Genomic DNA, 22,171 nt, shown 5'->3' on the forward strand with positions numbered 1-22,171 from the left:
CTTGAGCAAACGGGTTAGTCTATATTGTCAAGCTCTCCTTTAACGTACTGCTCCATAGCGGCAACACTCATTCCCATGGAAGAGAATCCGCCATCGTGGAAGAGGTTTTGCATGGTAACCTTCTTGCTCAGATCGGAGAACATCAGCACGCAATAGTCTGCACACTCATCGGCATTGGCATTACCGAGAGGAGACAGCTTCTCTGCGAAGTGGCGGAGATTGTACATACCATCTACGCCACTACCGGCTGTGGTTACGGTTGGAGACTGCGAAATGGTATTGACACGCACTCCCTTGTCTCTACCATAGATATGACCGAAACTTCTGGTGATGCTCTCCAACAAGCTCTTAGCATCTGCCATGTCGTTGTATCCGCAGAAAGTGCGTTGAGCAGCTACGTAAGTAAGAGCAAGGATACTGCCTCCCTCTGCCACTGCATCCATCTTTTTTGCCACCTGCATCATCTTATGGAAAGAGATAGCCGAGATGTCCAAAGTCTTTTCAAGGAATCCGTAGTCAAGGTCATCGTACTCGCGTTTCTTGCGAACGTTCGGACTCATTCCTATGGAGTGAAGAACGAAATCTATCTTACCGCCCAACGCTTCCATACTTTCTTGAAAAACTTTTTCCAAATCTTCAAGAGAAGTAGCATCGGCAGGGATAACTTTTGCTCCGGTCTCTTCTGCCAAAGCATTCAACTCGCCCAAGCGAAGTGCCATAGGGGTATTGGTAAGTGTGATGGTAGCACCTTCCTGTACAACTCTCTGTGCTACTTTCCAAGCTATAGATTGTTCGTTGAGAGCACCGAATATGATTCCTCTCTTACCTTTTAATAGTCCGTATGCCATGATAATTCTGTTTTTTTTGATGTTAAAGCTGAACAAAGATACTAATATCCCCTTAATATTACACACAATAAGAGGATAAGTGCAATTTTACACCTATCCTCTCACTGCCGTTATCCCCCTAAGGGAACTGTATTATAATGTATACTTATTCGTTATCGAGCAAGATCTCCAACAACTGAACGGCTGCCTTAGCCACGGAAGTACCGGGACCGAAAATAGCGGCAACGCCTGCCTTGTAAAGGAAATCGTAGTCTTGAGCAGGGATAACACCTCCGGCAATCACGATGATATCTTCACGGCCGAGCTTTTTCAACTCTTCGATAACCTGAGGAACAAGAGTCTTATGACCTGCTGCCAAGGAAGAGACACCCATGATATGCACATCGTTCTCCACGGCTTGGCGTGCAGCTTCTGCCGGAGTCTGGAACAATGGTCCCATATCCACGTCAAAACCACAGTCTGCATACCCTGTCGCCACAACTTTAGCCCCGCGGTCATGACCGTCTTGACCCATTTTGGCTATCATGATACGAGGTTGACGTCCCTCTTTCTTCGCAAATTCTTCGGCAAGCTGACAAGCTTTAACGAAATCTGCATCCTTATTTGTTTCTGCTGAGTACACCCCTGAAATAGTTCTAATGATTGCTTTGTATCTTCCCACTTCACACTCACAGGCATCGGAGATTTCACCTAATGTTGCACGGACAGAAGCCGCTTTCACTGCAAGATCAAGGAGATTACCCTCTTTGGTTTTAACGCAATGAGTGATGGCTAAAAGGGCTTTTTGTACCTCCTCTTCGTTACGTTTCTCTTTGAGTTGAGAGATACGATCGATCTGTTGAGTACGAACAGCGGTATTGTCTACCTCCAGAATTTCGATAGGATCTTCCTTTTCAAGTCTGTACTTGTTCACCCCAACGATAACCTGATTATTGCTATCAATGCGAGCCTGAGTACGTGCCGCAGCTTCTTCGATACGCAGTTTAGGCAAACCGGTCTCTATCGCTTTTGCCATACCACCCATCTGTTCGATCTCCTGGATATGCGCCCACGCTTTGTGAACAAGCTCGTTGGTCAAGCTCTCTACATAGTAGGAACCCGCCCAAGGGTCTATCTCCTTACAGATCATTGTTTCCTCTTGGATGTAGATCTGAGTGTTACGAGCGATACGTGCGGAGAAGTCTGTCGGGAGAGCGATAGCTTCATCGAGCGCATTGGTATGCAGAGATTGGGTATGTCCCAAAGCTGCCGCCATCGCCTCTATACAGGTACGTCCGACATTATTGAACGGATCCTGCTCTGTAAGAGACCACCCTGAAGTTTGAGAGTGAGTACGCAAAGCAAGAGACTTAGGATTTTTAGCTCCGAAGTCGTTCAGGATCTTAGCCCAAAGCATACGACCGGCTCTCATCTTGGCAATCTCCATGAAGTGATTCATACCTATCGCCCAGAAGAAAGACAGACGGGGAGCAAACTTATCCACATCAATACCTGCGTTGATACCGGCACGCAGATACTCCATACCGTCAGAGAGTGTATATGCCAACTCTATATCTGCCGTTGCACCGGCTTCCTGCATGTGGTATCCGGAGATAGAGATAGAGTTGAACTTCGGCATATTTTGAGACGTATATTCAAATATGTCCGCAATGATACGCATCGAGAATTCAGGCGGATAGATATAAGTATTACGCACCATGAACTCTTTCAATATATCATTCTGGATAGTACCTGCCATCTCTTCCAATAAAGCTCCCTGCTCAAGACCGGCATTGATATAGAATGCCATTACCGGAAGCACTGCTCCGTTCATTGTCATGGAGACAGACATCTTGTTCAACGGAATACCATCAAAGAGCACCTTCATATCTTCAAGCGAGCAGATAGATACACCGGCTTTACCAACATCGCCTACAACACGCTCATGGGTAGCATCGTAACCGCGGTGAGTAGCCAAGTCGAACGCTACGGAAAGACCTTTCTGACCGGATGCAAGGTTACGGCGATAGAAAGCATTGGACTCTTCCGCTGTGGAAAACCCGGCATACTGACGGATGGTCCATGGTCTCATGGCGTACATACCGCTATAAGGTCCGCGAAGATATGGAGGAAGTCCGGAAGCATAAGAGAGATGCTCCATGCCCTCAAGGTCTTCTTTTGTATATACAGACTTTACATGGATATGTTCCGGAGTCTCCCAGTCTGCTGTGATATTATTTCTCTTAACATAGTCGGCAATGGAAGATGTACCCCATTGACCTTCATTTATATTGATACTTCTATAATCTGGTTTCATATCTAATATTCTAAAAGTGAGTTTTGGGGTCTGTTATTTCTTCTCTTGAATACCGAGCAGCTTATGGAATCCTTGCAGTGTTTCCAACACATTAACCTTAACGTGGATAAAGTGTTCGACGCCTTTTTCCTTCAACTCTTCCATACAAGCCGGAGCTCCTGCCACCACAAAAGGCACTCTGCCTGCGATAGCCTCATACGCCTGAGGAGCATACTCTGCATACTCATCGTCGCTGGAGCAGAGCACTATCACGTCTGCCTTGGCTGCCATGGCTGCATCCACGCCCTCTTGAACGGTGTTGAAGCCCAGGTTGTCCTTCACTTCGTATCCTGCCACGGCAAAGAAGTTGCTGGAGAACTGGCTTCGAGCAAGTCTCATGGCAAGGTTACCTATTGTAAGCATGAAGACCAACGGACGCTTCGGAGCCTCTTCCGTTGCCAAACGAAGCAGTTCAAAGTCCGAACCTCCGCGACGATAATCCAGTGCGGTAATGGTTGCATGCTTTTCGCAACCGCAAGCCACGGCATCCGGTTTGGTGATTTTATCTTTTGCCATCTCGGAGAAGTTGGGGAAGATATTTGTTCCCAACAGACTTTCTCTGCGAGTAGCCACATCTTTATGACGCTTTTGGTTGCTTTCGTTCACGGCTGCCTGTATCGCTCCTTCGTTTGCAGCTTTTGCAAAACCGCCGAGATCTTCTTCGACATGCAGGAACAACTTCCACGCTTGCTCTGCAATAGCAGATGTAAGATGCTCTATATAGTACGATCCCGCACCCGGATCCACCACTCTGTCGAAGTGGCACTCCTCCTTGAGAAGAAGCTGTTGGTTGCGAGCGATACGTTCGCTAAACTCATCGCTTTCCTTATAGACGGCATCGAATGGCAATACGGTAAGAGAGTGCACACCTGCAAGTGTAGCAGACATCGCTTCCGTTTGCGTGCGAAGCATATTCACGTATGCGTCGTAGATGGACATATTCCAAGACGATGTCTCGGCGTGTACCACTGCTTTGGCTGCATCGCCTTTGCAATCTTCGCCATGCGTTCCGACTATCTCAGCCCAAAGCCAACGAAGAGCGCGGAACTTTGCAAGCTCCATGAAGTAGTTTGTTCCCACTCCCATATCGAAGCGGATGCGAGGAGCTATTTCGGCGGCAGACCCACAACCTTCTGCCACAAAAGTATCCAGGATGGTAGTGGCTGCACTGAGAGCGAAGCCGAGTTCCTGATACACGAAAGCACCTGCGTTTGCCAAAGAGATACCGGCAACATCCAGCACAGTAAACTTCTTAAGCTCGTAAGCAGAGCACAAAAGCTCTTTACCGATCATGATCCACTCATCGGTCACGACGCCTTTGCTCAACTGTTTCTTGAATACATCAAAATGGAAAGAGCCGGGACACGCTGCAAGATCGACACCTTTCTCACGATAGATCTCTACAATGATCTTAGCCACGGCTACTATTCTGGTACGGCAGCTCAGATAGTTAAGCTCCACTTTTTCCACATCTATACCATCCAAAAGAGTAGTCAGATGCTGTTTGCTTGCCATCTCCTTGCTCACCTTGAGTCCGAAAGAGGTGATGCCTTTGCCCAAAAGCTCTTTCATCTTGGCATTGGCTTCCTCTGCGTTGGTCACGTTGATATCCTGACGGACATACCAGGAGTTGCACACCTTTGTACCTCTAACGTAGGGAAATTCACCGGGTAGCGCATCCGTTGTTTTGAGATGGGCTATATCTTCCGCCCTGTAAAAGGGGTTTACATTGAAGCCTTCGTTGGTTCTCCATACGAGCTTCTTATCAAAAGGAGCCCCTTTAAGATCGGCTTCAATCTTCTGCATCCACTCCTGAGTAGAGATCTCAGGGAATTGTGAAAACAGCTTTTCTTTAGTCTGATTCATAATCGTTACTTATTTGTTCTACTTCTGTTTTTATCCGTTATTATTGAATACATAAAATAATCGCTATTCCGCTTGCAAAGTAAGCAAAATAACTTGAAAAAGAAGCCTTTTCTCTCTTTACTCGATACCGAACAGCGCATATTTTATGACGTGTTTCTCCTACCATGCTACCCTCTACAAGAAGAATATTGGCGGCAATACACGATGAGTCTTCGGCATTCTACCCTCCTTTAGACGGAACTACAACATGGTTTACAAATATACGAAAAAGAGATCGTTGCATGATAACATTTTGCTCTCAATATCCTCTTTTATCATCTGCCGCCGGACAGACTTTCCAATGAAGCAAAGAAGAAAAAGTGCTTAACGCTTCTGCAAAATCGCCTAAACACGTATAAAAACAGCGTTAAAGCCATTAACTTCTCCAAGTCGAGGCTTGAATCTTACAACTCAAGGCTTGACTTCCACAAATCGAACCCCGATTTCCAAAAATAGAGCTTTGACTTCCGGCTCTTAACCCGTTTGGAGCAACTTCCAAACGCGATAAACAAAACTTCTAAACCTGTTCACGAGAAAACCTCCACGGCACCAAAAGAAGAGAGAAAAAGCAAACCGGATCTGCCACATACAATCTCTGCTTTTTTACTAATTTCGCATACAGACGGATATTCAGCATCCGAACCGAGCCAAAAACAACCGATACAAAGCACGGCCATGGAAGATAAAAAAGCCAAAATCGCATTCTTTACCCTCTTTGGGGTTATCCTGCCATTGGGAGCAGTATGGGCTCCTTTTCTGGTCAAGACAACGGAGCACAGCGACAGAAAATTTCGCATGAGACTGGTAAGTGTAGAGATTATTGTGGCGATAGTCGCACTTTCTCTCAGCACTGCTGAATGGATCAAGCAGATAGAACGCATCATGAATGGAGCCGGTGAGATCGACACCCAAAAGCTCTCCGTGATGCTCTTATACCCGCTGCTTGTGCTCTGCATCGGTTTGGGCGTAGGCTTTTACCGGCTGTACAAAAGGTAGGCTTCAGACTCATCCTCATCTTTTTGCGTTACAGCAACCGGTCTTCGGGTGATATATGCACTGGAAGTATTGTTCCTCTTTTTTTACAAGAGGAACACCTTACTTGCCGTTCAGCGATATATCAAACGAAATACACCTGAAGATCAGTTTCTTTGGACACATTCTGACGCTCCGTACCCGGACAAAAAAGAAAGGGGCGACAGCTTATCGCTATCACCCCAAACGGTTGGGCGGACTGCCCCGACCCTACCGACTTATCATTATGAAAGAGTTACTTTTTTTCGGATCAATACCTCATTTCGTGGTTTTCGGGATAGAGATCAGAACGCAATCTTGTTCCAAGGACTATCGGGCTTGGAGCAAAGCTCTGTCGCATACAGGCGGATCAAAGAGCTATCGGCATTTATTCCGCCCCATAAGTATCGACCTACGACATAACTTTCGGCTAAAGCCTTCCAAGAGTCAAGTTTCTCATGAGCAAGTCGGTCTGCATCTTGCAGATATTTCCAAGCTGTCTCTTCATCTATATACCCGGCATCATAACAGGCACGAGCTATAAACGAGAGCCGTCCGACGTCCCAACCGCCTACGCCTATTCGTTCCAAATCTTCGATACCCGTAATGGTTCCCTCTTTTTTCATGGCCTCTACGGATCCGGACAGATTATTCAAGAAATGCACAGCGCGCTCTATCTCTTCCTCTTCCTCGAAATGAGCAAGAATAACATCCCCTTTAGCCTGATCATCGGGTTGCTTCATGGCTTCCAAGACATAAGGGAAGAAGTAACGATGCCCTTTGTCTCGTAAACCGTCAAGTGTTTCCAAAGCATCTTCGGTGCATCGAATATCCCACCATTCGTCGAGGATCATGCTGCGTTGCTTGCTGTCGATATGCAGTTTAAGAGAGTCGAGCCGTGCATTCTGCTGCGAGGAAAAGATAGCTCCAAGCAGTATATGACGTTGCTTTTCGGTGCTTAGAGGATTATTGGAAGTAACATCGAATTTTCCCGAGATGGCACGGAAAATATTGGCAAACATTCGTCGTCTGCTTACAAAGAAATAACCCACGAATACGATTCCGATCAAGATCAGAACATACGTTGTGTAGTTGGGAGATGCCGGGCTTTCCACAGGAAAGGTTTCACCTATTCCGGACGGAATGGTATCGCTCTGAGCGAGCGCTTGAAGAGATAATAATAAAGGTTTCATCTGACAATGCTCTAAAATTAGTTTTATACTATACGTTGTTAACTATTCATGTCCATAGTTCCGGACAGTGAAACTATCCGACCCAAATTTAAGAAAAAGATTTCTTTTTTGGAATAAGAAAAAGGCGATAACTATTCGCCACCGCCTCTCCGAGGGTTGAGCGGATTGCCCCGAACAACCAAAATCGTCCCCAAAAAGAGTTTTATTTATGGTGTAAATGTAAGGATTTTTTCAAATGGCAGGCATAAGTTCCGGATAAAAACGATCCTCATAAACACAAGAACGCTCCGAAGCATCTGTCTCGGAGCGTTCTTGTGTGTTCTGCATTGTGTTCAAAACTTTTTTAATACCGACAAGCAGTATCATTCTGTGGAGATGGAGGGATTTGAACCCTCGTCCAAACACGGAACTAATTTGCTTTCTACACGTTTAGCTTCACTTCTATTGTCGGCGTCGGAAGTATGGATGAAGCTACCTCTTCCGTGCTTAGCCTCTAAAATGTCTCCCTTACAGCAAGGCGATGCAAAGGATAACCCCGATATACCGGCACTACCATGATCGGACCACTTCGGGATAAGAGTATCCGGGTAGTGTCTCGTCCCCGCAGCTTGCAGGGATAAAGCGTTAACTTACTGTACTTCGGTTACGCAGCAAGAGCGTAATTATTTGCGCCATTTAAAAGGTCTGAAGTCTGAGATTAAAGTGCCAGGCTACAATGCACTACGTGCTTACAAACCACCTCTACGCGCTGTCAAAACCAGTCATCCCCGTATTGGTCTATTTGTATAGTGGCACAAAGTTAGTCATTTCGCCCCAAATGGCAATTTCTATTGCCCACTCTCTCGCATTGCCAATAGAGATAAAAGAAATACTTTTGCAAAAGCAATACTTACTTATGATAGTAAAACCATGAGCCAATCACTATTCGGGAAAATCTGTGGTACGCTTTTCATCGTTCTTTTTGCCACGATCTTCTCTCATTCAGAAGCACAGACAGAGCCGGCTGCTTCTGCTGTTTCCATCTCCGGAGTCATTAAAGACAAAAGGAGCAACAAGGGTATTCCCCACGCGACACTCTATATCAAAGAGCTTCAAAGCGGTGTCATCGCAAACGAGAGCGGACACTTCAAACTGCATCTCAAGCCCGGCACATACGCTTTAATCGTCAAGTCGTTAAGCTATAAACCGCTTCACACCTCTCTTTCCATCCATGAGGGAGAGAACGAGAGTGCAGAGTTTGCGCTCGAACCGGCAACATACAACATTGCCGACGTGGTCGTAAAGCGCGATAAACGAGCCGAAGACCCTGCCTATGCCATCATGCGCAAAGTGATGAGCCGTACTCCGATATATGAGAAGATAGTCAAAAGCTCTGTCTCACACACCTATACCAAAGGAAGTATGAAGCTTGAAGACCTTCCCTTCTTCCTTAAAAATGTCAAGGATGAAGGCGTGGCGATGAAAGAGTACATCGGTAAAAGATTCGTCGTAGAGGGAGAACTCGAAACCACCTACACCTCTCCGAACAGCTACAAATACCATACGTTGGCGATGCGATCCTCCATTCCGGAGAAGCTGACCAAGTCCAGCGCAGCTGCCGTACCTACCATAAACTCCATGATGAGCAATATATATGGAGCCAACATAGGCTTGGGGAACAACGGTTCGATACCAAGTCCGATCCGCCTGAACGGGTTGCGCCTCTACTCTTACAAGCTGAAGAGTGCCACCACAGAGGGTCAAGAAACCATCTATCACATATCTTATGGCAGCAGAGAAGATGGAACCACGAAGGGAGAGCTATCCATATCGGACAAGACATGGGCGCCCACACATCTCACTGCCCACGTATCCCTTGCAGGGACAATGCGACAGACGCTCAACGTAACACTCAATCCCATTCAGGATGGTCTGCTTCTGCCCACCTCTTATGCCTTGAACATGTATCTGAATATGCTGGGTATCAAGATGGATTTTACCCTTTTCTCCGCCACTTCATACAAGGAAGTGGTGCTGGACGGCTCCATAGACAAGATCAAGGAAGCCAGACTCTCCGAAGAGGAGAAGAGTATGCCGGATGATGCAATCTTCTTACCTCAAAAGCGCGGACAGAAAAGAAAAATAGAGAAAAGCATTGCCGCACTGGAGCATAAGATGGACACACTTGGTCTGAATGTCAAAGACCCATACCTCATCCCCGAAATCAAGAGAACAATAAAGGTATCGTCCGACTCTCTTGCACTCCAAAGAGATTCTCTCTACTGGCAGGAGATCTCCACGCAACCCCTGTCCGCAGAAGAGAAAGAGAGCTATGCAAAACGAGACTCACTGGCCAAAGTCTTTGAGAAAAAGCGTGCATTGGCTCCCAAGAAAGAGGGTGAGCGCACCGGCGCAGACCCTTTGGATATTCTGTTTTGGGGATATGACCATATCTCCAAGAACAAAAAATGGGTAGTGGGAATCAACGGACTTTTAGGAATGACCCTGAACAACTACCGGTACACAGACGGCTTCTGGCTCGGCCCGACACTCTTCTTGCGCTACAACAACCGCAGCAAGGAAAACCCTTTACGGCTCGACATCAAGCCAAGCCTGTACTACACCACTCATCGAAAAGAGTTGTACTGGCGTGTGGAATCTTATCTGGAGTATGCCGGAATGCGTAGAGGACTCCTCACACTAAAGGCTGGACATCACAGTGATGATATTAGCGGACAGCAGCTCGGCCTACTCACCAATCTCAACAACGCCTTCTTCACCCTCTATGATGGCCGTTACACCAACATGCTGTACGATAGAAGCTACATACGTGTACAGAATAAGATAGACCTCTTCAATGGTGTAAAGCTCTCTTTGGGAGCAGAACACCGAAGAAGCCAACAGCTTCCGGACAAGCGGATATGGGGGGTTGTAAAACCGGGGCAAGAGAGTTTCGTCAACTTCATGAATGCGGAAACGCACTACCCTTACCCCAACTATTACAGCATGGAGAAGCACCGCTCCAACACGATAGACGTCGCCCTCTCTTTCAACACATCGCCCTATTACAGAGTGATAAACGGAAGAAAAGAGGTGGTGAACGAGATCAACATGGATAAGATCCTCTCCGACAACTTCTCCATACAGCAAAGTGAAGACGGCACAAAGCGTGTGGTTACACTCTCTACCGGGAGTAGCAGTGCGCCCGTTTCAGCAAGTTGGACTGCAAGAAATCCGCTCTTCTTCTCCTTGAGATACAAGCAGGCAATCCCCTCTCCGGGTAGCAACGACAGCGACTTCAGCTTCGTCTCCGGCTATGTAAAGGGACTCTATCACATCACGCGCAGCTATCCCATACTTTATGAGGCAGAGGTGGGCTACTATCCACATCTGAAGCGTATGTATGCAGATGACAGAAACTATCTCAAGTACGAAAATACCTCTTTCGTATCTCCTCAAGACTTCCTCTTCCATACGATGCCGCCTTACACCTATGCCGGCAAGCTGTACGGCAAAGCCCAAATATCCGCACCTCTGCCACGCATACTCGGCAATCTGTTTGGGAAGCGGAAATATCTGACACAGGAGAGGCTGCTGTTGAAGTCTTATTGGGACAAAGCTCTGCCGGAAAAGCCATTTTTTGAAGCCGGCTACAACCTTTTGCTGTTAGGCGGATTCAATATCGGTGTCTACTATGGAGGGTACAACTTCCGGGAAAATCCGGGAGTCGCCATAAGGTTCATTTGGAGCCTCTAAACGAAGGCGGTTTTGAGGGTGTACTTTTATATAAAAACGGATTTGGAGTGCGCCCTCAAAACAGACCCTCTCGTCCTGTCAGTTTTTCAGCCTCCGCTTGAACAAAATCCATAATACACTATCAATCAAACGGATATAAATATCTCGAATTTGCGTCCGACTCTCCTCTTGGTCGGTTTTATCGCTTGATTTTGCGTTAATAAGTATAAAATCTAAGCCGTTCCATTGTGAATAATTATTAATAGAGAAATAGTACCAAAAAGCACCTTTTTGGCTCAAAAATCCATAAAACACTCTATACCAACGCAGTAACCAAAAATTCTAAACACGTTAATTGAATTCGGTAAACGTATTAAATGAAATCGGTAAATACGTTTATTGATTTCGTTGAATACTTTAAGCCGACAGAATATACTGCTTTAGCGTTTTGAGTAAACCTGTATCGAAAATGGTGTTAATAAAACAGCCCGGATTTAACAATTCGGTCATGCTCCGGAAACGACCTTTCCGATCAAAATAGAGAGCTCGAAAAAAGTGAGCATTTTTCGGGATGGAATATATAAAAATGACGCTCTGAAAATCGCCTCAAAAACCGAAAAACGGATACGGCAAACAGGGTCAAGGGGGAGCTTCTCTGTTCAGAGGTCTCAATATAATTTGTATCTTTGTATGCTACGAGATACAGCTCTCTTGTCGCGAAGAAAGATTGAACAAATAAAAGATATATAGATCAGAGGATGAAGCATATCCGCAACTTTTGCATCATAGCCCATATTGACCACGGGAAAAGTACACTGGCAGACCGTCTGTTGGAGTTTACCAATACACTCGACAAGAGTAGTATCACTTCGCAGGTGTTGGATAACATGGACTTGGAAAAAGAGCGTGGGATAACCATTAAAAGCCATGCCATACAGATGAACTACGTTCACAACGGCACGGAATACACCCTCAACCTGATAGATACTCCGGGACACGTGGACTTCTCATACGAGGTCTCCCGTTCCATTGCTGCCTGTGAAGGTGCTCTGCTTATCGTGGATGCCGCTCAAGGTATTCAGGCTCAAACCATATCCAATCTGTATATGGCATTGGAGCACGATCTGGTCATCATCCCGGTTTTGAACAAGATAGACTTGCCAAGTGCGCTTCCGGAAGAGGTGTCGGACGATATTGTGGCTCTTCTCGGCTGCGATCGTTCCGAAATCCTGAGAGCAAGCGGAAAGACCGGAGAAGGCATCGAAGATCTCCTCAATGCCATTGTGGAGCGTGTGCCTGCACCTACGGGCAGTCCGGATGGTCCGCTTCAGTGTCTCATCTTCGACAGTGTGTTCAATCCGTTCAGAGGTATCATCGCCTACTTTAAGGTCTGCAACGGTGTCATCCGAAAAGGCGACCTCGTGAAGTTTGTCGCCACCGGGAAGGAGTACGATGCCGATGAGGTGGGTATCTTGAAGCTGGATATGGTGCCACGTCAGGAGATTCGCACCGGCGATGTAGGCTATATCATCTCCGGGATCAAAAGCTCCAAAGAGGTCAAGGTGGGAGATACCATCACTCACGTGAAAGGCGGCGCACAGGAAGCTATTGCCGGTTTCGAGGAAGTGAAACCAATGGTCTTTGCCGGAGTTTACCCGATAGAGGCGGAGGATTTTGAGAATTTACGCGCCTCTTTGGAGAAGCTTCAGCTCAACGACGCATCACTCACATTCCAACCGGAAAGCTCGGCTGCGCTGGGCTTTGGATTCCGTTGCGGATTTTTGGGACTGCTTCACATGGAGATCATACAAGAGCGTCTCGACAGGGAGTATAACATGAGCGTCATCACCACAGTGCCTAACGTGTCGTACATTGTACACGATAAGAAAGGAAAGGTAACGGAGGTACACAACCCTTCGGGGCTGCCCGACCCGGCATTCATAGACTATATCGAAGAGCCTTATATCAGAGCATCCGTCATCACGGATGTGGCTTACATCGGACCTATAATGACTCTCTGCCTTGGCAAAAGAGGTATATTGGTACGGCAAGACTATATCTGGGGCAATCGGATAGAGATCATCTTCGACATGCCTCTGGGTGAGATCGTGATAGACTTCTATGACAAGCTCAAGAGTGTGTCTAAAGGATACGCTTCCTTCGACTATCATATCCACGATTACCGGGAATCGAAGCTGGTAAAACTGGATATACGACTCAACGGAGAGCCGGTGGATGCCCTCTCTACACTGACTCACGCAAGCAACAGTGAGGCATTCGGTCGTCGTATGTGCGAGAAGCTGAAAGAGCTTATCCCAAGACATCAATTCGACATTGCCGTTCAGGCAGCAATCGGAGCAAAGATCATTGCTCGCGAAACCATCAAAGCCGTCCGAAAAGACGTAACGGCAAAGTGTTACGGAGGAGACATCTCGCGTAAGAGAAAGCTACTGGAAAAACAGAAGGAAGGTAAGAAGCGCATGAAGCAGATAGGTTCGGTGGAAGTGCCACAAAAGGCATTCCTTGCCGTTTTGAAGCTGGACAGCTAATCTCCCATCCTTTCAAACGACAGAACGATCAACAGGTAAGATATGGACTCTTCCACAACACAAACACAAGCATCCGGGCATAGAGGCAGAAAATCCCCTAATGTCCTCTTGCCGGCAGCGATGAAACCGCCACAAAATCTACAAGCGGAGCAGGTCGTATTAGGGGCTCTTCTTCTGGAGAAAGATGCTTACACAGAGGTGGGAGAGCTGCTTCGTCCCGAAAGTTTCTACGATCCGCAGCATCGGGTCATCTTTGAAGCGATAAGGGATCTCATACTTGAGCAGAAGCCTGCCGATGTTATCACCGTCATCCGAAAGCTGAGAGAGAAAAAACAGCTGGAGGCTGCCGGTGGAGACCACTATGTAACGCTTCTGAGTACACAGGTAACGAGTACGGCGCACTTGGAGACTCACGCCCGGATAATGCACGAACATGCAATCCAGCGAGAACTGATCGGATTTTCCAACGAAGTGATCAAGTATGCCTATGATGACAGTATAGACGTCAAGGATACCATGCAGATGGCGGAGAGCCGACTGTTTGAGATCACCCAGCAAAACGATAAAAACGAAGTGGTACCCGTAAGCTCCGTCTTGCAGGATGCCATGAGACAGATAGAGGCTGCATATATCAGGAAAGACGGTATAAGCGGTCTCAACTCCGGATTTACAGATATAGACGCCCTCACATCGGGTTGGCAAAACTCCGATCTTGTGATCATCGCAGCTCGTCCGGCTATGGGGAAGACAGCCTTTGTGCTTTCCATGGCAAAGTCTATGGCTATGGACTTCAACCTTCCGGTAGCCATATTCTCCCTCGAAATGAGTAAAGTGCAGCTGCTGAACCGTCTTATCGTGAATCATTGTGAGATAGAAAACGAAAAGATCAAGCGTGGAGACCTTTCTGCTGACGAGTGGCGCATATTGACGGAACGCGTCAGCGACCTCTATCAGGCACCTCTCTATCTGGACGACACCGCAGGTCTTTCTGTCTTCGACCTCCGTTCCAAAGCAAGAAGACTTGTACGGGAGCATGATGTGAGGATGATCATCATAGACTATCTTCAGCTCATGACCGCAAGCGGAATGAAGAGCAACGCAAACCGGGAACAGGAAGTGAGTATGATCTCTCGCTCTTTGAAGCACCTTGCAAAGGAGTTGAATATCCCCATTATTGCTCTTTCTCAGCTCAACCGGGGGGTAGAAAGCAGAACGGGAGAGGCTAAAAGACCTCAACTTTCAGACCTTCGGGAGTCGGGAGCAATAGAGCAGGATGCGGATATGGTCTGCTTCATCCACCGTCCGGAGTACTACAAGATCTTCGAAAGTGAGGATGGAAAGATAGATTACAGAGGCATGGCAGAGTTCATCATAGCAAAACACCGTAACGGTCCTACGGATATCGTGCTGCTACGTTTCAGAGGCGAACTTCTGAAATTCTGTAACGGACACGATCTCGATATTCACCGCAACAGTTCGATGAGAACGGTACAAAGCGGTATGAACAATCACAACAGAAGGGAAGAAGAAGATCTTCCTCCACATTAAAAGATGTCCGGCAATGAAGAGATTCTTTTACCTTATTTATCTTATCATAATAGCCCTTCCTCTATTTGCTGTTACAACGATCTTATGTGCCATCTTTGCAGGAGTAGGATCTGCATTCATCAATGAGCGGATATTCAGCTACTATCCGGGGCGTATCTGGTCGCGTATAGCTTTGGCTCTATTCCTCTGTCCTATAGAGGTGCATGGAAAAGAAAATATCCCAAAGGACAGAGCAACAATAGTGATATCGAACCATCAGAGTTCTTTGGATATCTATATGCTCTATGGTTACATGGGAATCCCTTTCAAGTGGGTACTGAAAGGAGCCCTAAGGAAAGTGCCGTTTGTGGGATGGGCTTGCGAAAAAAGCGGATTCATCTTTGTGGATAACAGTAGTGCAAGAGCCGCAGCTCTTACGATAAAACAGGCAGAGGAGGCAATAGAGAAAGGCTATTCGATATTCATCTTTCCGGAAGGCTCTCGTACCAATAATGGGGTACTGCAACGCTTCAAAAGAGGTGCATTCAAGATAGCTCTCGACACGCAGGCTACGATTCTGCCGGTGGCAATCAAGGGTGCTTATGAGGCTCTTCCCAAGAATTCGCTGTTTGTAAAACCTCGTCGACTTGTCTTGGAGATAGGTCGCCCGTTTGAATCCTCTGCTTTTGAGCAGTCGCCGAGAGGACTGATAGAGCTGACCCAAAAGGGAGAGAATGAAGTACGAACACTCATAGGGTAAAAGGCATGAGATCCAAAAAGAGATTCTATTATATCATTTGTAATCCGGCTTCCGGCAAAAAGAGGGACAAGGATGATGTACTCGCTTCTCTTGAAAAAGCGATTAAAGAGAAGAAGGGCAGATACGAATCTCATAAAACAAACCATAGAGGACATGGTGCCGAACTATCTAAAGATGCCGTAGAAAAGAGAGCAGACATCGTGGTGGTTATTGGTGGAGACGGGACTGTAAACGAAGTGGCAAAGTCGCTTGTAGGAACAAACACTATTTTAGGTATCATTCCGATGGGTAGCGGAAACGGTCTGGCAAGAGAGTTGGGCATTTCACAAAATCCGGAAGAAGCAATCGCCACCCTTTTGGAGCACAAATGCCTCCGCATGGATGCGTGTACGGTGAATGACGAATACTTTTTCTGTACATGCGGTGTTGGCTTTGACGCCGAAGTCTCTGCCCGCTTCAGTGAACGCACTCAACGAGGTCCGGCAGGATATGTACAAGAGGTAATAGATACGTTCTTCAAGCATGAACCTCTTCGATGCGAGATAGATGTAGACGGGAAAAAGAGTACAAACTCTCTTTTCCTACTAACCTGCGCCAATGCTTCCCAATACGGCAACAATGCGTATATCGCTCCTCAGGCAGACATAACGGATGGAATTATTGATGTAACCATGATCGAGGAGTTTTCCTTAGTACACTCGGGACAGATTGCATACCAGCTTTTCTCCAAAGGCTTGGACAAAAATCCATACACCAAACAACTTCGTGGCAAACGTATAGAAATAAAACTCAAAGATCCGGTTCATTTCCATGTGGATGGAGACCCTAAACCCAAAACCGATCATCTCCTCATAGAAATGAAGCCACAGGCTCTGAATGTCATACATGGGCAGTATGACAAAAGAGAACAGACGATATTGGATATATTCTTTACCCATACGAATAACTATTTGGAGTGGAAAGATGGAATACTTGAAGAGGTTGTCTCCACACTGAAAGGGATAGGAAAGAAAAAAGACGAGAACAAAGACGAGGACAAACCGAAAGAGATAAAAGGATGAGCGTGACGCCCCATTTGCAGGAACAGACTCCGGAAACAGTTCTTAGAGAACAGTTTGGACTCTCTGAATTTAGACCGCTTCAGAGAGAAGCGATAGAGGCTGTTCTTAACGGGCAAGATACTTTTGTACTGCTGCCGACAGGCGGAGGGAAAAGTCTTTGCTTTCAAATACCTGCACTTATTCTGCCCAAGTGTACAATAGTGGTATCTCCTCTGATCTCCCTGATGAGCGACCAGGTCAAAGCTATTTCTCATAAATCTTCAGACCTCACAGCTGCCACTCTCAACAGCAGCATGAAAGAGTCCGAACGGAGAAACGTTTTGGAGCAACTCTATTTCGGAAAACTCAAACTCCTTTACCTTGCTCCGGAAACACTTCTCAGCCCACTCGGACTACAGCTTCTCCAAGAGAAATATATATCTCTTATTGCCATAGATGAAGCACACTGCATATCCCAATGGGGGCATGACTTCCGTCCGGAATACGGCAAGCTCTCCATCGTAAGGCAATATCTGCCGAATACTCCCATCATAGCACTTACCGCAACAGCGGATGAGACAACCAGGAAAGATATTATAGAGAGATTGGATCTCCGTAATCCGACGGAGCTGATTGGAGATTTTGATCGCCCCAATCTTACTCTGACCGTCCGGAGAGGATATAAAAAGGAAGAGAAGATACGTGCTATACAACAACACATAGAAGCAAACGAAAGAGGATCAACCGGAATCATTTACTGCACTAAGCGAGACGATACGGAAGCACTTGCGAGCAGACTCAACAAGATGGGTTTTCGGGCGATGCCTTACCATGCCGGACTTCCTGCACGATCTCGTGATCTGGTTCATCAGATGTTTGTCGGAGATCAGATAGACGTTATCTGCGCCACTGTCGCATTCGGTATGGGCATAGACAAGTCCAATGTCAGATGGGTCATTCACTACAATATGCCTCGCAACATAGAGAGTTATTACCAAGAGATAGGCAGGGCAGGAAGAGACGGGAAACCGGCTTCCACGATCCTCTTTTACTCTTACGGAGATATTTTCATACTGGATAAGCTGTTGGAAGAAGGGGGACGCACAGAGTTGAATCAGCAGAAGATGGAATACATGAAAAGATTCTGCGAAAGCTCTATCTGTCGAAGGAGAATATTGCTAAGCTACTTTGGGCAAGAAGCTCATCACAACTGTGGCAACTGCGATGTATGCCTCTCTCCTCAAACAGATCTGTTCGATGCCACGATTATTCTTCAGAAAGCTCTCAGCACAATCATTCGTGCCGGAGAGAAAATCAGTATAGACACAACCGTGGAAATCCTTCGAGGATCAAGAAGATACGAGATCCTAAACAGAGGTTATCACCATCTATCGACTTACGGCATAGGGTTAGACCTTTCTTATAGAGAGTGGAAAGACTATATCTTTCAAATGGTACAGCTCGGTCTCTTACGTATAGACTACTCTCAAGGATACAGTTTACAGGTAACTCCATCCGGTCGTATTGCTTTGCGAGGAGAAGAACCCACCATGCTGCATCGCGTAGAAGTTCACCCTTTTACCACGACCAAAAAGAGTTCCAATCAAAGAAAGACAAGGAAATGAAACGCATAGGGCTACTGTCCGATACCCATTACACTTGGGACGAAAGGTATAGAGAACACTTCTCCGGTTGTGATGAAATATGGCACGCAGGAGATATAGGAGATATAGAGATCTCTGATAAACTCTCGGAGATAGCACCTTTACGCGCTGTGTTGGGCAATATCGACGGGGGAAAGTTGAAGGGAGAATTTCCTCTCGTACAAGAGTTCACCATGGAGAGCATTCCGGTTCTCATCACTCATATTGGAGGTTATCCCGGAAAGTATGCCCCAACCATTGCGACCACCATACGCAGAAAAGGGATAAAGCTATTCGTTTGCGGACACTCTCATATCCTGCGTATCATGTACGATCACTCCTTAGACTGTCTGGTGGTAAACCCCGGAGCTGCCGGCACGTATGGGCAACAGACAGTTAGGACATTGGTTCGCTTTACAATGGATAACGGAATAATATCCGATATGGAAATAATAGAACTTGGCTCGTGAAACTTTTACAACAAATAGCCGATCACTTTGTCTCGGCACATCGTTCGGATTTATACCGCTACACATTCATCTTTCCCAACAGACGTAGCGGAGTGTTTTTTCGGCACTACATACGCCAACACGCCACGGCGGATCTGCCTATACTCTCTCCTGAAATAGTTACTCTCGAAGAGTTTTTAGGTAAGATGAGCAAGAGTACCAATGCCGACCCTGTCCTCCTTGCATACCGACTCTACATCTGTTATCTGCAACTCTGCCAGAAGCTACCGGGAGAAAATGAAGAAGATGAGAGCCTTTCCACTCGAAACTTCGATGCTTTCTACTCTCTCTCCTCTCTTATTCTCAGCGATTTTAACGATATAGACAAACACTTGATAGATGCCGGGGCTCTGTTCCGAAACCTGAGAGATCTCAAAGAATTAGAGGGCGACACTTCCTATCTATCCGAAGAGCAGAGAGAAGCATTGAAGCCATTTCTCCACAGTTTGCCGGAATCCGGACAGAGTGATGTCTATCATCGTCGTTTTCTACTCTTTTGGGAGAGAGTCTGCAAGCTCTATTTCAAGTTCAGAGAAGAGCTGCAAGACGAAAATCTTGCCTATGAAGGCATGGCGTTACGGGCATTATTGGAACAGCTCCAAGCCGATCCCACTCCCCTCTCTTCCTCTAAAACGACCTTCGTATTCGTGGGGCTGAATGCTCTTACACCAGTCGAACAGCGGCTCTTATCTCTCTTCAAAGAGCACGCATCCACCATCTTCTATTGGGATTACCGTTTCGAAGCACTTCTTCCCAACGGCAAAGCGCTCTACTTCAAAGAGCAAAATCTGAAACTCTTTCCCTCTCCGTCACCGGGAGATACGGACTATATAGAGTATAAGATCAAGCAGACCGTTCCGGAAGTGTCTGTTTACAGCGTTCCTTCAAGTGTTGCCCAAAGCAGGGTGATAGGACAGCTTTTGGAGCAAAACCCATCACTCTCATCCGGAGATCAGCTTCATACCGCCATTGTTCTACCCAACGAGTCGCTCCTGCTACCTTTACTCAACAACATTCCATCCTCTGTTCCGGAGTTGAATATAACGATGGGGTACCCTGTCAAAGGCTCATCGTACATCGGTTATATAGAGACTCTTATCCGGATGCACCTGAGAGCAAAACGAAACGAAGCCGGGACAGTAGAATATCACCATACGGATGTCGAACGTGTGCTATCCAACTACATCGTCTCCGATATCATAGGAGAAGCCTCCGCAGCCATACTCAAGACTATGGAGAGAGAGCGCATATTTTACATTCCATCCGATCAGCTTCTCAACCCTGCCGGTTTCCTTTCCAAATCGAAACACTCTCACTCTTTCACAGCAACGGAAACACAGTTTTTCAAACGGATCTTTCTACCACTCTCTGCGGATGACGGCTCTGCTCTTCTACCCTATCTGAAGAGCATCTTGCGGCTCATTGCAGACGTCAGATACAAAAAGCCTGAAGAGAGTGAAGAGTGGAGATCCGAAGAGTATAAGCTCAAAGCCGAGAAAGAAGCAGTCGAGCGCACCAATGCAGAGTTTTATGTCGTTCCGCATCTGCTAAAGATCGTGAAGACGCAAGAGCAGCTTTTTGAAGACCTGCTCCGTCTGCACCGCTCCCAGACCCTCTCCACTCTGCCTCCTTTTACGCTCAAAACTGTGGCTTCGATGATGCTGACCATATTCAAATCGCAGTCCATTCCTTTCGAGGGAGAGCCTCTTCACGGACTCCAAATCATGGGAGTGCTCGAAACAAGAGGACTCGACTTCGATACCCTCTATATTCCCGATGCGCAAGAAGGACTTCTACCGCCCAGGAGAAGCATATCCGGCATTATCCCCATGACGCTTCGAGTCGGGTTCCAATTGCCTACTTACGAATGGCACGAGCAGGTCAGAGCCTACCACTTCTATCGTCTCATCTCATCGGCAGAGAGGATCGTCTTCACCTACGATACCCGAAAGGGAAAAGGCTCATTGGGAGAAGTCTCTCGTTTTATCCGCCAGCTCGACTTCATTCATGGCATAAAAGTCTCCTACAAGAGTGCTCACTATCCTCTCATCATGGATAAAAATCCGGATCTGAATAAGGAGATAGACAGAAAGCTGGTACGGAAGTTCATTGCCGAAATCACGGATCCCGAAAGTGGTAAATATCTCTCCGCTTCTTCCATAAAGAGGTATCTCTCCTGCCCCAGACAGTTTTATTACACCTATATATATGGGATAAAAGAGGAGACCTGTTTCAAAGAACTTCTCGACCCTGCCCTTATAGGAAGCATCATACACAGGAGTATGAACAACCTCTATCGGAAGTTCCTTTCTCCTTCGGGTGCTCCCGGACTCATCTCTAAAGCGCAGCTCAAGTCGTGGCTGGAAGAAGAAGAGCATCATGTGATAAGCGAGCTTCGCAGCTCCTACAACTATTATATGTCCGGCTCAAGCGGTGTTCCCAATGATCCGAAAGGGTTCAACACCGCACTCTTCGCCAATGCTTGTGATCAGGTCTTTAAGATTATCCGCACCGATCTGGAGCAAGAGGAGACTCCATACTACTTCATCGCAGGAGAGAAGGAGTATAAGCTCCCTCTTCCGGTAGGTAACGGAGAGGAGGTCAACTTTACGATGACCATAGACCGACTCGATACGGACACCAGGATACTGCGGATTGTGGATTATAAAAGCGGTAGAGACGAAACCACTCTTCCCCAAGAGTTATCCATGGAAAAGCTCCCCTCTTTCAAGAAGCTCGCCATTGTCCAGCTTCTTCTGTACTGTGAGGCACTTCTCTCTGCTCCGTCCGATAGCGAAGCCGGTATGTTGAACTCCCGATATGAAGGTGTCTGTCCGATGATTCTCAAGACCTACGATGCCACTCCGATCAACTACTTCCAATTCTCCAAAAAGAAAGGAGCAAAGAAAGAGACGGATGCAGACGAGATAAGAGACTACGCAAAAGACTACCGGGAGACTTTTCTCCCCTTCATGCAAGAGCTTTTGACCGAAATCATCAACCCGGACAATCCCTATACTCCCAACACCAAATCCTGTACCAAATGCCACATGAGCGAAAGCTGTTGGGCAAATAAGTTCGGCATACAAGAGGAAGAAGATGACACGGAAGAGGAGATACAGGAAGAGTAACACTTA

General features: G+C 46.7%; 13 protein-coding genes and 1 other RNA gene. 9 read left to right on the forward strand and 5 right to left on the reverse strand.

The genetic code is table 11. The features are described from left to right. Positions 1-14: 14 nt before the first annotated feature. The 3 genes from HQ39_RS03845 to mutA form a co-directional block, all read right to left on the reverse strand. Positions 15-848 (reverse strand): enoyl-ACP reductase, encoded by an 834-nt coding sequence (locus HQ39_RS03845; protein WP_036791713.1) that lies wholly within the window; start codon positions 846-848, stop codon positions 15-17. A 145-nt stretch (positions 849-993) separates the two neighbouring features. Continuing rightward, complete coding sequence (scpA, locus tag HQ39_RS03850; RefSeq protein ID WP_036863952.1) at positions 994-3,144, reverse strand: methylmalonyl-CoA mutase; 2,151 nt, start codon at positions 3,142-3,144, stop codon at positions 994-996. Between the two features lie 33 nt (positions 3,145-3,177). Then, positions 3,178-5,049: a methylmalonyl-CoA mutase small subunit gene (mutA, locus tag HQ39_RS03855; RefSeq protein WP_036863954.1), complete on the reverse strand. Its 1,872-nt coding sequence runs from the start codon at positions 5,047-5,049 to the stop codon at positions 3,178-3,180. 714 nt (positions 5,050-5,763) lie between these two features. Here mutA and HQ39_RS03860 point away from each other — a divergent pair. Then, complete coding sequence (locus HQ39_RS03860) at positions 5,764-6,084, forward strand: hypothetical protein (protein ID WP_036863956.1); 321 nt, start codon at positions 5,764-5,766, stop codon at positions 6,082-6,084. A gap of 320 nt (positions 6,085-6,404) precedes the next feature. Here the strand turns inward: HQ39_RS03860 and HQ39_RS03865 are convergent, their stop codons facing one another. Together HQ39_RS03865 and ssrA are read right to left on the reverse strand one after the other, a co-directional pair. Beyond that, a complete protein-coding gene (locus tag HQ39_RS03865; protein ID WP_052079420.1) occupies positions 6,405-7,292 on the reverse strand; it encodes a DUF1266 domain-containing protein in 888 nt (295 codons plus the stop codon). A gap of 367 nt (positions 7,293-7,659) precedes the next feature. Beyond that, positions 7,660-8,061: a transfer-messenger RNA gene (gene ssrA / locus HQ39_RS09395) on the reverse strand. A 140-nt stretch (positions 8,062-8,201) separates the two neighbouring features. Between ssrA and HQ39_RS03875 the strand changes: the two genes are divergently transcribed. From HQ39_RS03875 to HQ39_RS03910, 8 genes are all read left to right on the forward strand, one after another. Further along, positions 8,202-11,027 carry a DUF5686 and carboxypeptidase-like regulatory domain-containing protein gene (locus HQ39_RS03875; RefSeq protein WP_036863959.1) on the forward strand — a complete coding sequence of 942 codons (2,826 nt, stop codon included), beginning with the start codon at positions 8,202-8,204 and terminating at the stop codon, positions 11,025-11,027. 737 nt (positions 11,028-11,764) lie between these two features. After that, positions 11,765-13,555, forward strand: a complete 1,791-nt coding sequence (lepA, locus tag HQ39_RS03880) for a translation elongation factor 4 (protein WP_036791694.1) — start codon at positions 11,765-11,767, stop codon at positions 13,553-13,555. Positions 13,556-13,675: 120 nt separating this feature from the next. Continuing rightward, positions 13,676-15,103, forward strand: coding sequence for a replicative DNA helicase (gene dnaB / locus HQ39_RS03885; RefSeq protein ID WP_162472795.1), 1,428 nt, complete (start codon positions 13,676-13,678; stop codon positions 15,101-15,103). Positions 15,104-15,116: 13 nt separating this feature from the next. Next, positions 15,117-15,842 carry a lysophospholipid acyltransferase family protein gene (locus tag HQ39_RS03890; RefSeq protein WP_036863962.1) on the forward strand — a complete coding sequence of 242 codons (726 nt, stop codon included), beginning with the start codon at positions 15,117-15,119 and terminating at the stop codon, positions 15,840-15,842. 5 nt (positions 15,843-15,847) lie between these two features. Continuing rightward, on the forward strand, positions 15,848-16,903 hold the full coding sequence (locus HQ39_RS03895) for a diacylglycerol/lipid kinase family protein (protein ID WP_052079422.1): 1,056 nt from the start codon (positions 15,848-15,850) through the stop codon (positions 16,901-16,903). After that, positions 16,900-18,507: a RecQ family ATP-dependent DNA helicase gene (locus HQ39_RS03900; protein WP_081965375.1), complete on the forward strand. Its 1,608-nt coding sequence runs from the start codon at positions 16,900-16,902 to the stop codon at positions 18,505-18,507. Before HQ39_RS03895 ends, HQ39_RS03900 begins: the two co-directional genes overlap by 4 nt. Next, positions 18,504-18,995, forward strand: coding sequence for a metallophosphoesterase family protein (locus tag HQ39_RS03905; RefSeq protein ID WP_036863965.1), 492 nt, complete (start codon positions 18,504-18,506; stop codon positions 18,993-18,995). Before HQ39_RS03900 ends, HQ39_RS03905 begins: the two co-directional genes overlap by 4 nt. Further along, positions 18,992-22,165, forward strand: coding sequence for a PD-(D/E)XK nuclease family protein (locus tag HQ39_RS03910; protein ID WP_036863967.1), 3,174 nt, complete (start codon positions 18,992-18,994; stop codon positions 22,163-22,165). Before HQ39_RS03905 ends, HQ39_RS03910 begins: the two co-directional genes overlap by 4 nt. Positions 22,166-22,171: the final 6 nt, after the last annotated feature.

It is taken from the genome of Porphyromonas sp. COT-108 OH2963 (assembly GCF_000768895.1).
Lineage (GTDB): Bacteria > Bacteroidota > Bacteroidia > Bacteroidales > Porphyromonadaceae > Porphyromonas_A > Porphyromonas_A canoris.

Coding starts and splice junctions, on each gene's coding strand:
- HQ39_RS03845 (WP_036791713.1), bottom strand. CDS start 848: ATGGCATACGGACTATTAAAAGGTAAGAGAGGAATCATATTCGGTGCT.
- HQ39_RS03900 (WP_081965375.1), top strand. CDS start 16,900: ATGAGCGTGACGCCCCATTTGCAGGAACAGACTCCGGAAACAGTTCTT.
- scpA (WP_036863952.1), bottom strand. CDS start 3,144: ATGAAACCAGATTATAGAAGTATCAATATAAATGAAGGTCAATGGGGT.
- HQ39_RS03890 (WP_036863962.1), top strand. CDS start 15,117: ATGAAGAGATTCTTTTACCTTATTTATCTTATCATAATAGCCCTTCCT.
- dnaB (WP_162472795.1), top strand. CDS start 13,676: ATGAAACCGCCACAAAATCTACAAGCGGAGCAGGTCGTATTAGGGGCT.
- HQ39_RS03895 (WP_052079422.1), top strand. CDS start 15,848: ATGAGATCCAAAAAGAGATTCTATTATATCATTTGTAATCCGGCTTCC.
- HQ39_RS03865 (WP_052079420.1), bottom strand. CDS start 7,292: ATGAAACCTTTATTATTATCTCTTCAAGCGCTCGCTCAGAGCGATACC.
- HQ39_RS03875 (WP_036863959.1), top strand. CDS start 8,202: ATGAGCCAATCACTATTCGGGAAAATCTGTGGTACGCTTTTCATCGTT.
- HQ39_RS03905 (WP_036863965.1), top strand. CDS start 18,504: ATGAAACGCATAGGGCTACTGTCCGATACCCATTACACTTGGGACGAA.
- mutA (WP_036863954.1), bottom strand. CDS start 5,049: ATGAATCAGACTAAAGAAAAGCTGTTTTCACAATTCCCTGAGATCTCT.
- lepA (WP_036791694.1), top strand. CDS start 11,765: ATGAAGCATATCCGCAACTTTTGCATCATAGCCCATATTGACCACGGG.
- HQ39_RS03860 (WP_036863956.1), top strand. CDS start 5,764: ATGGAAGATAAAAAAGCCAAAATCGCATTCTTTACCCTCTTTGGGGTT.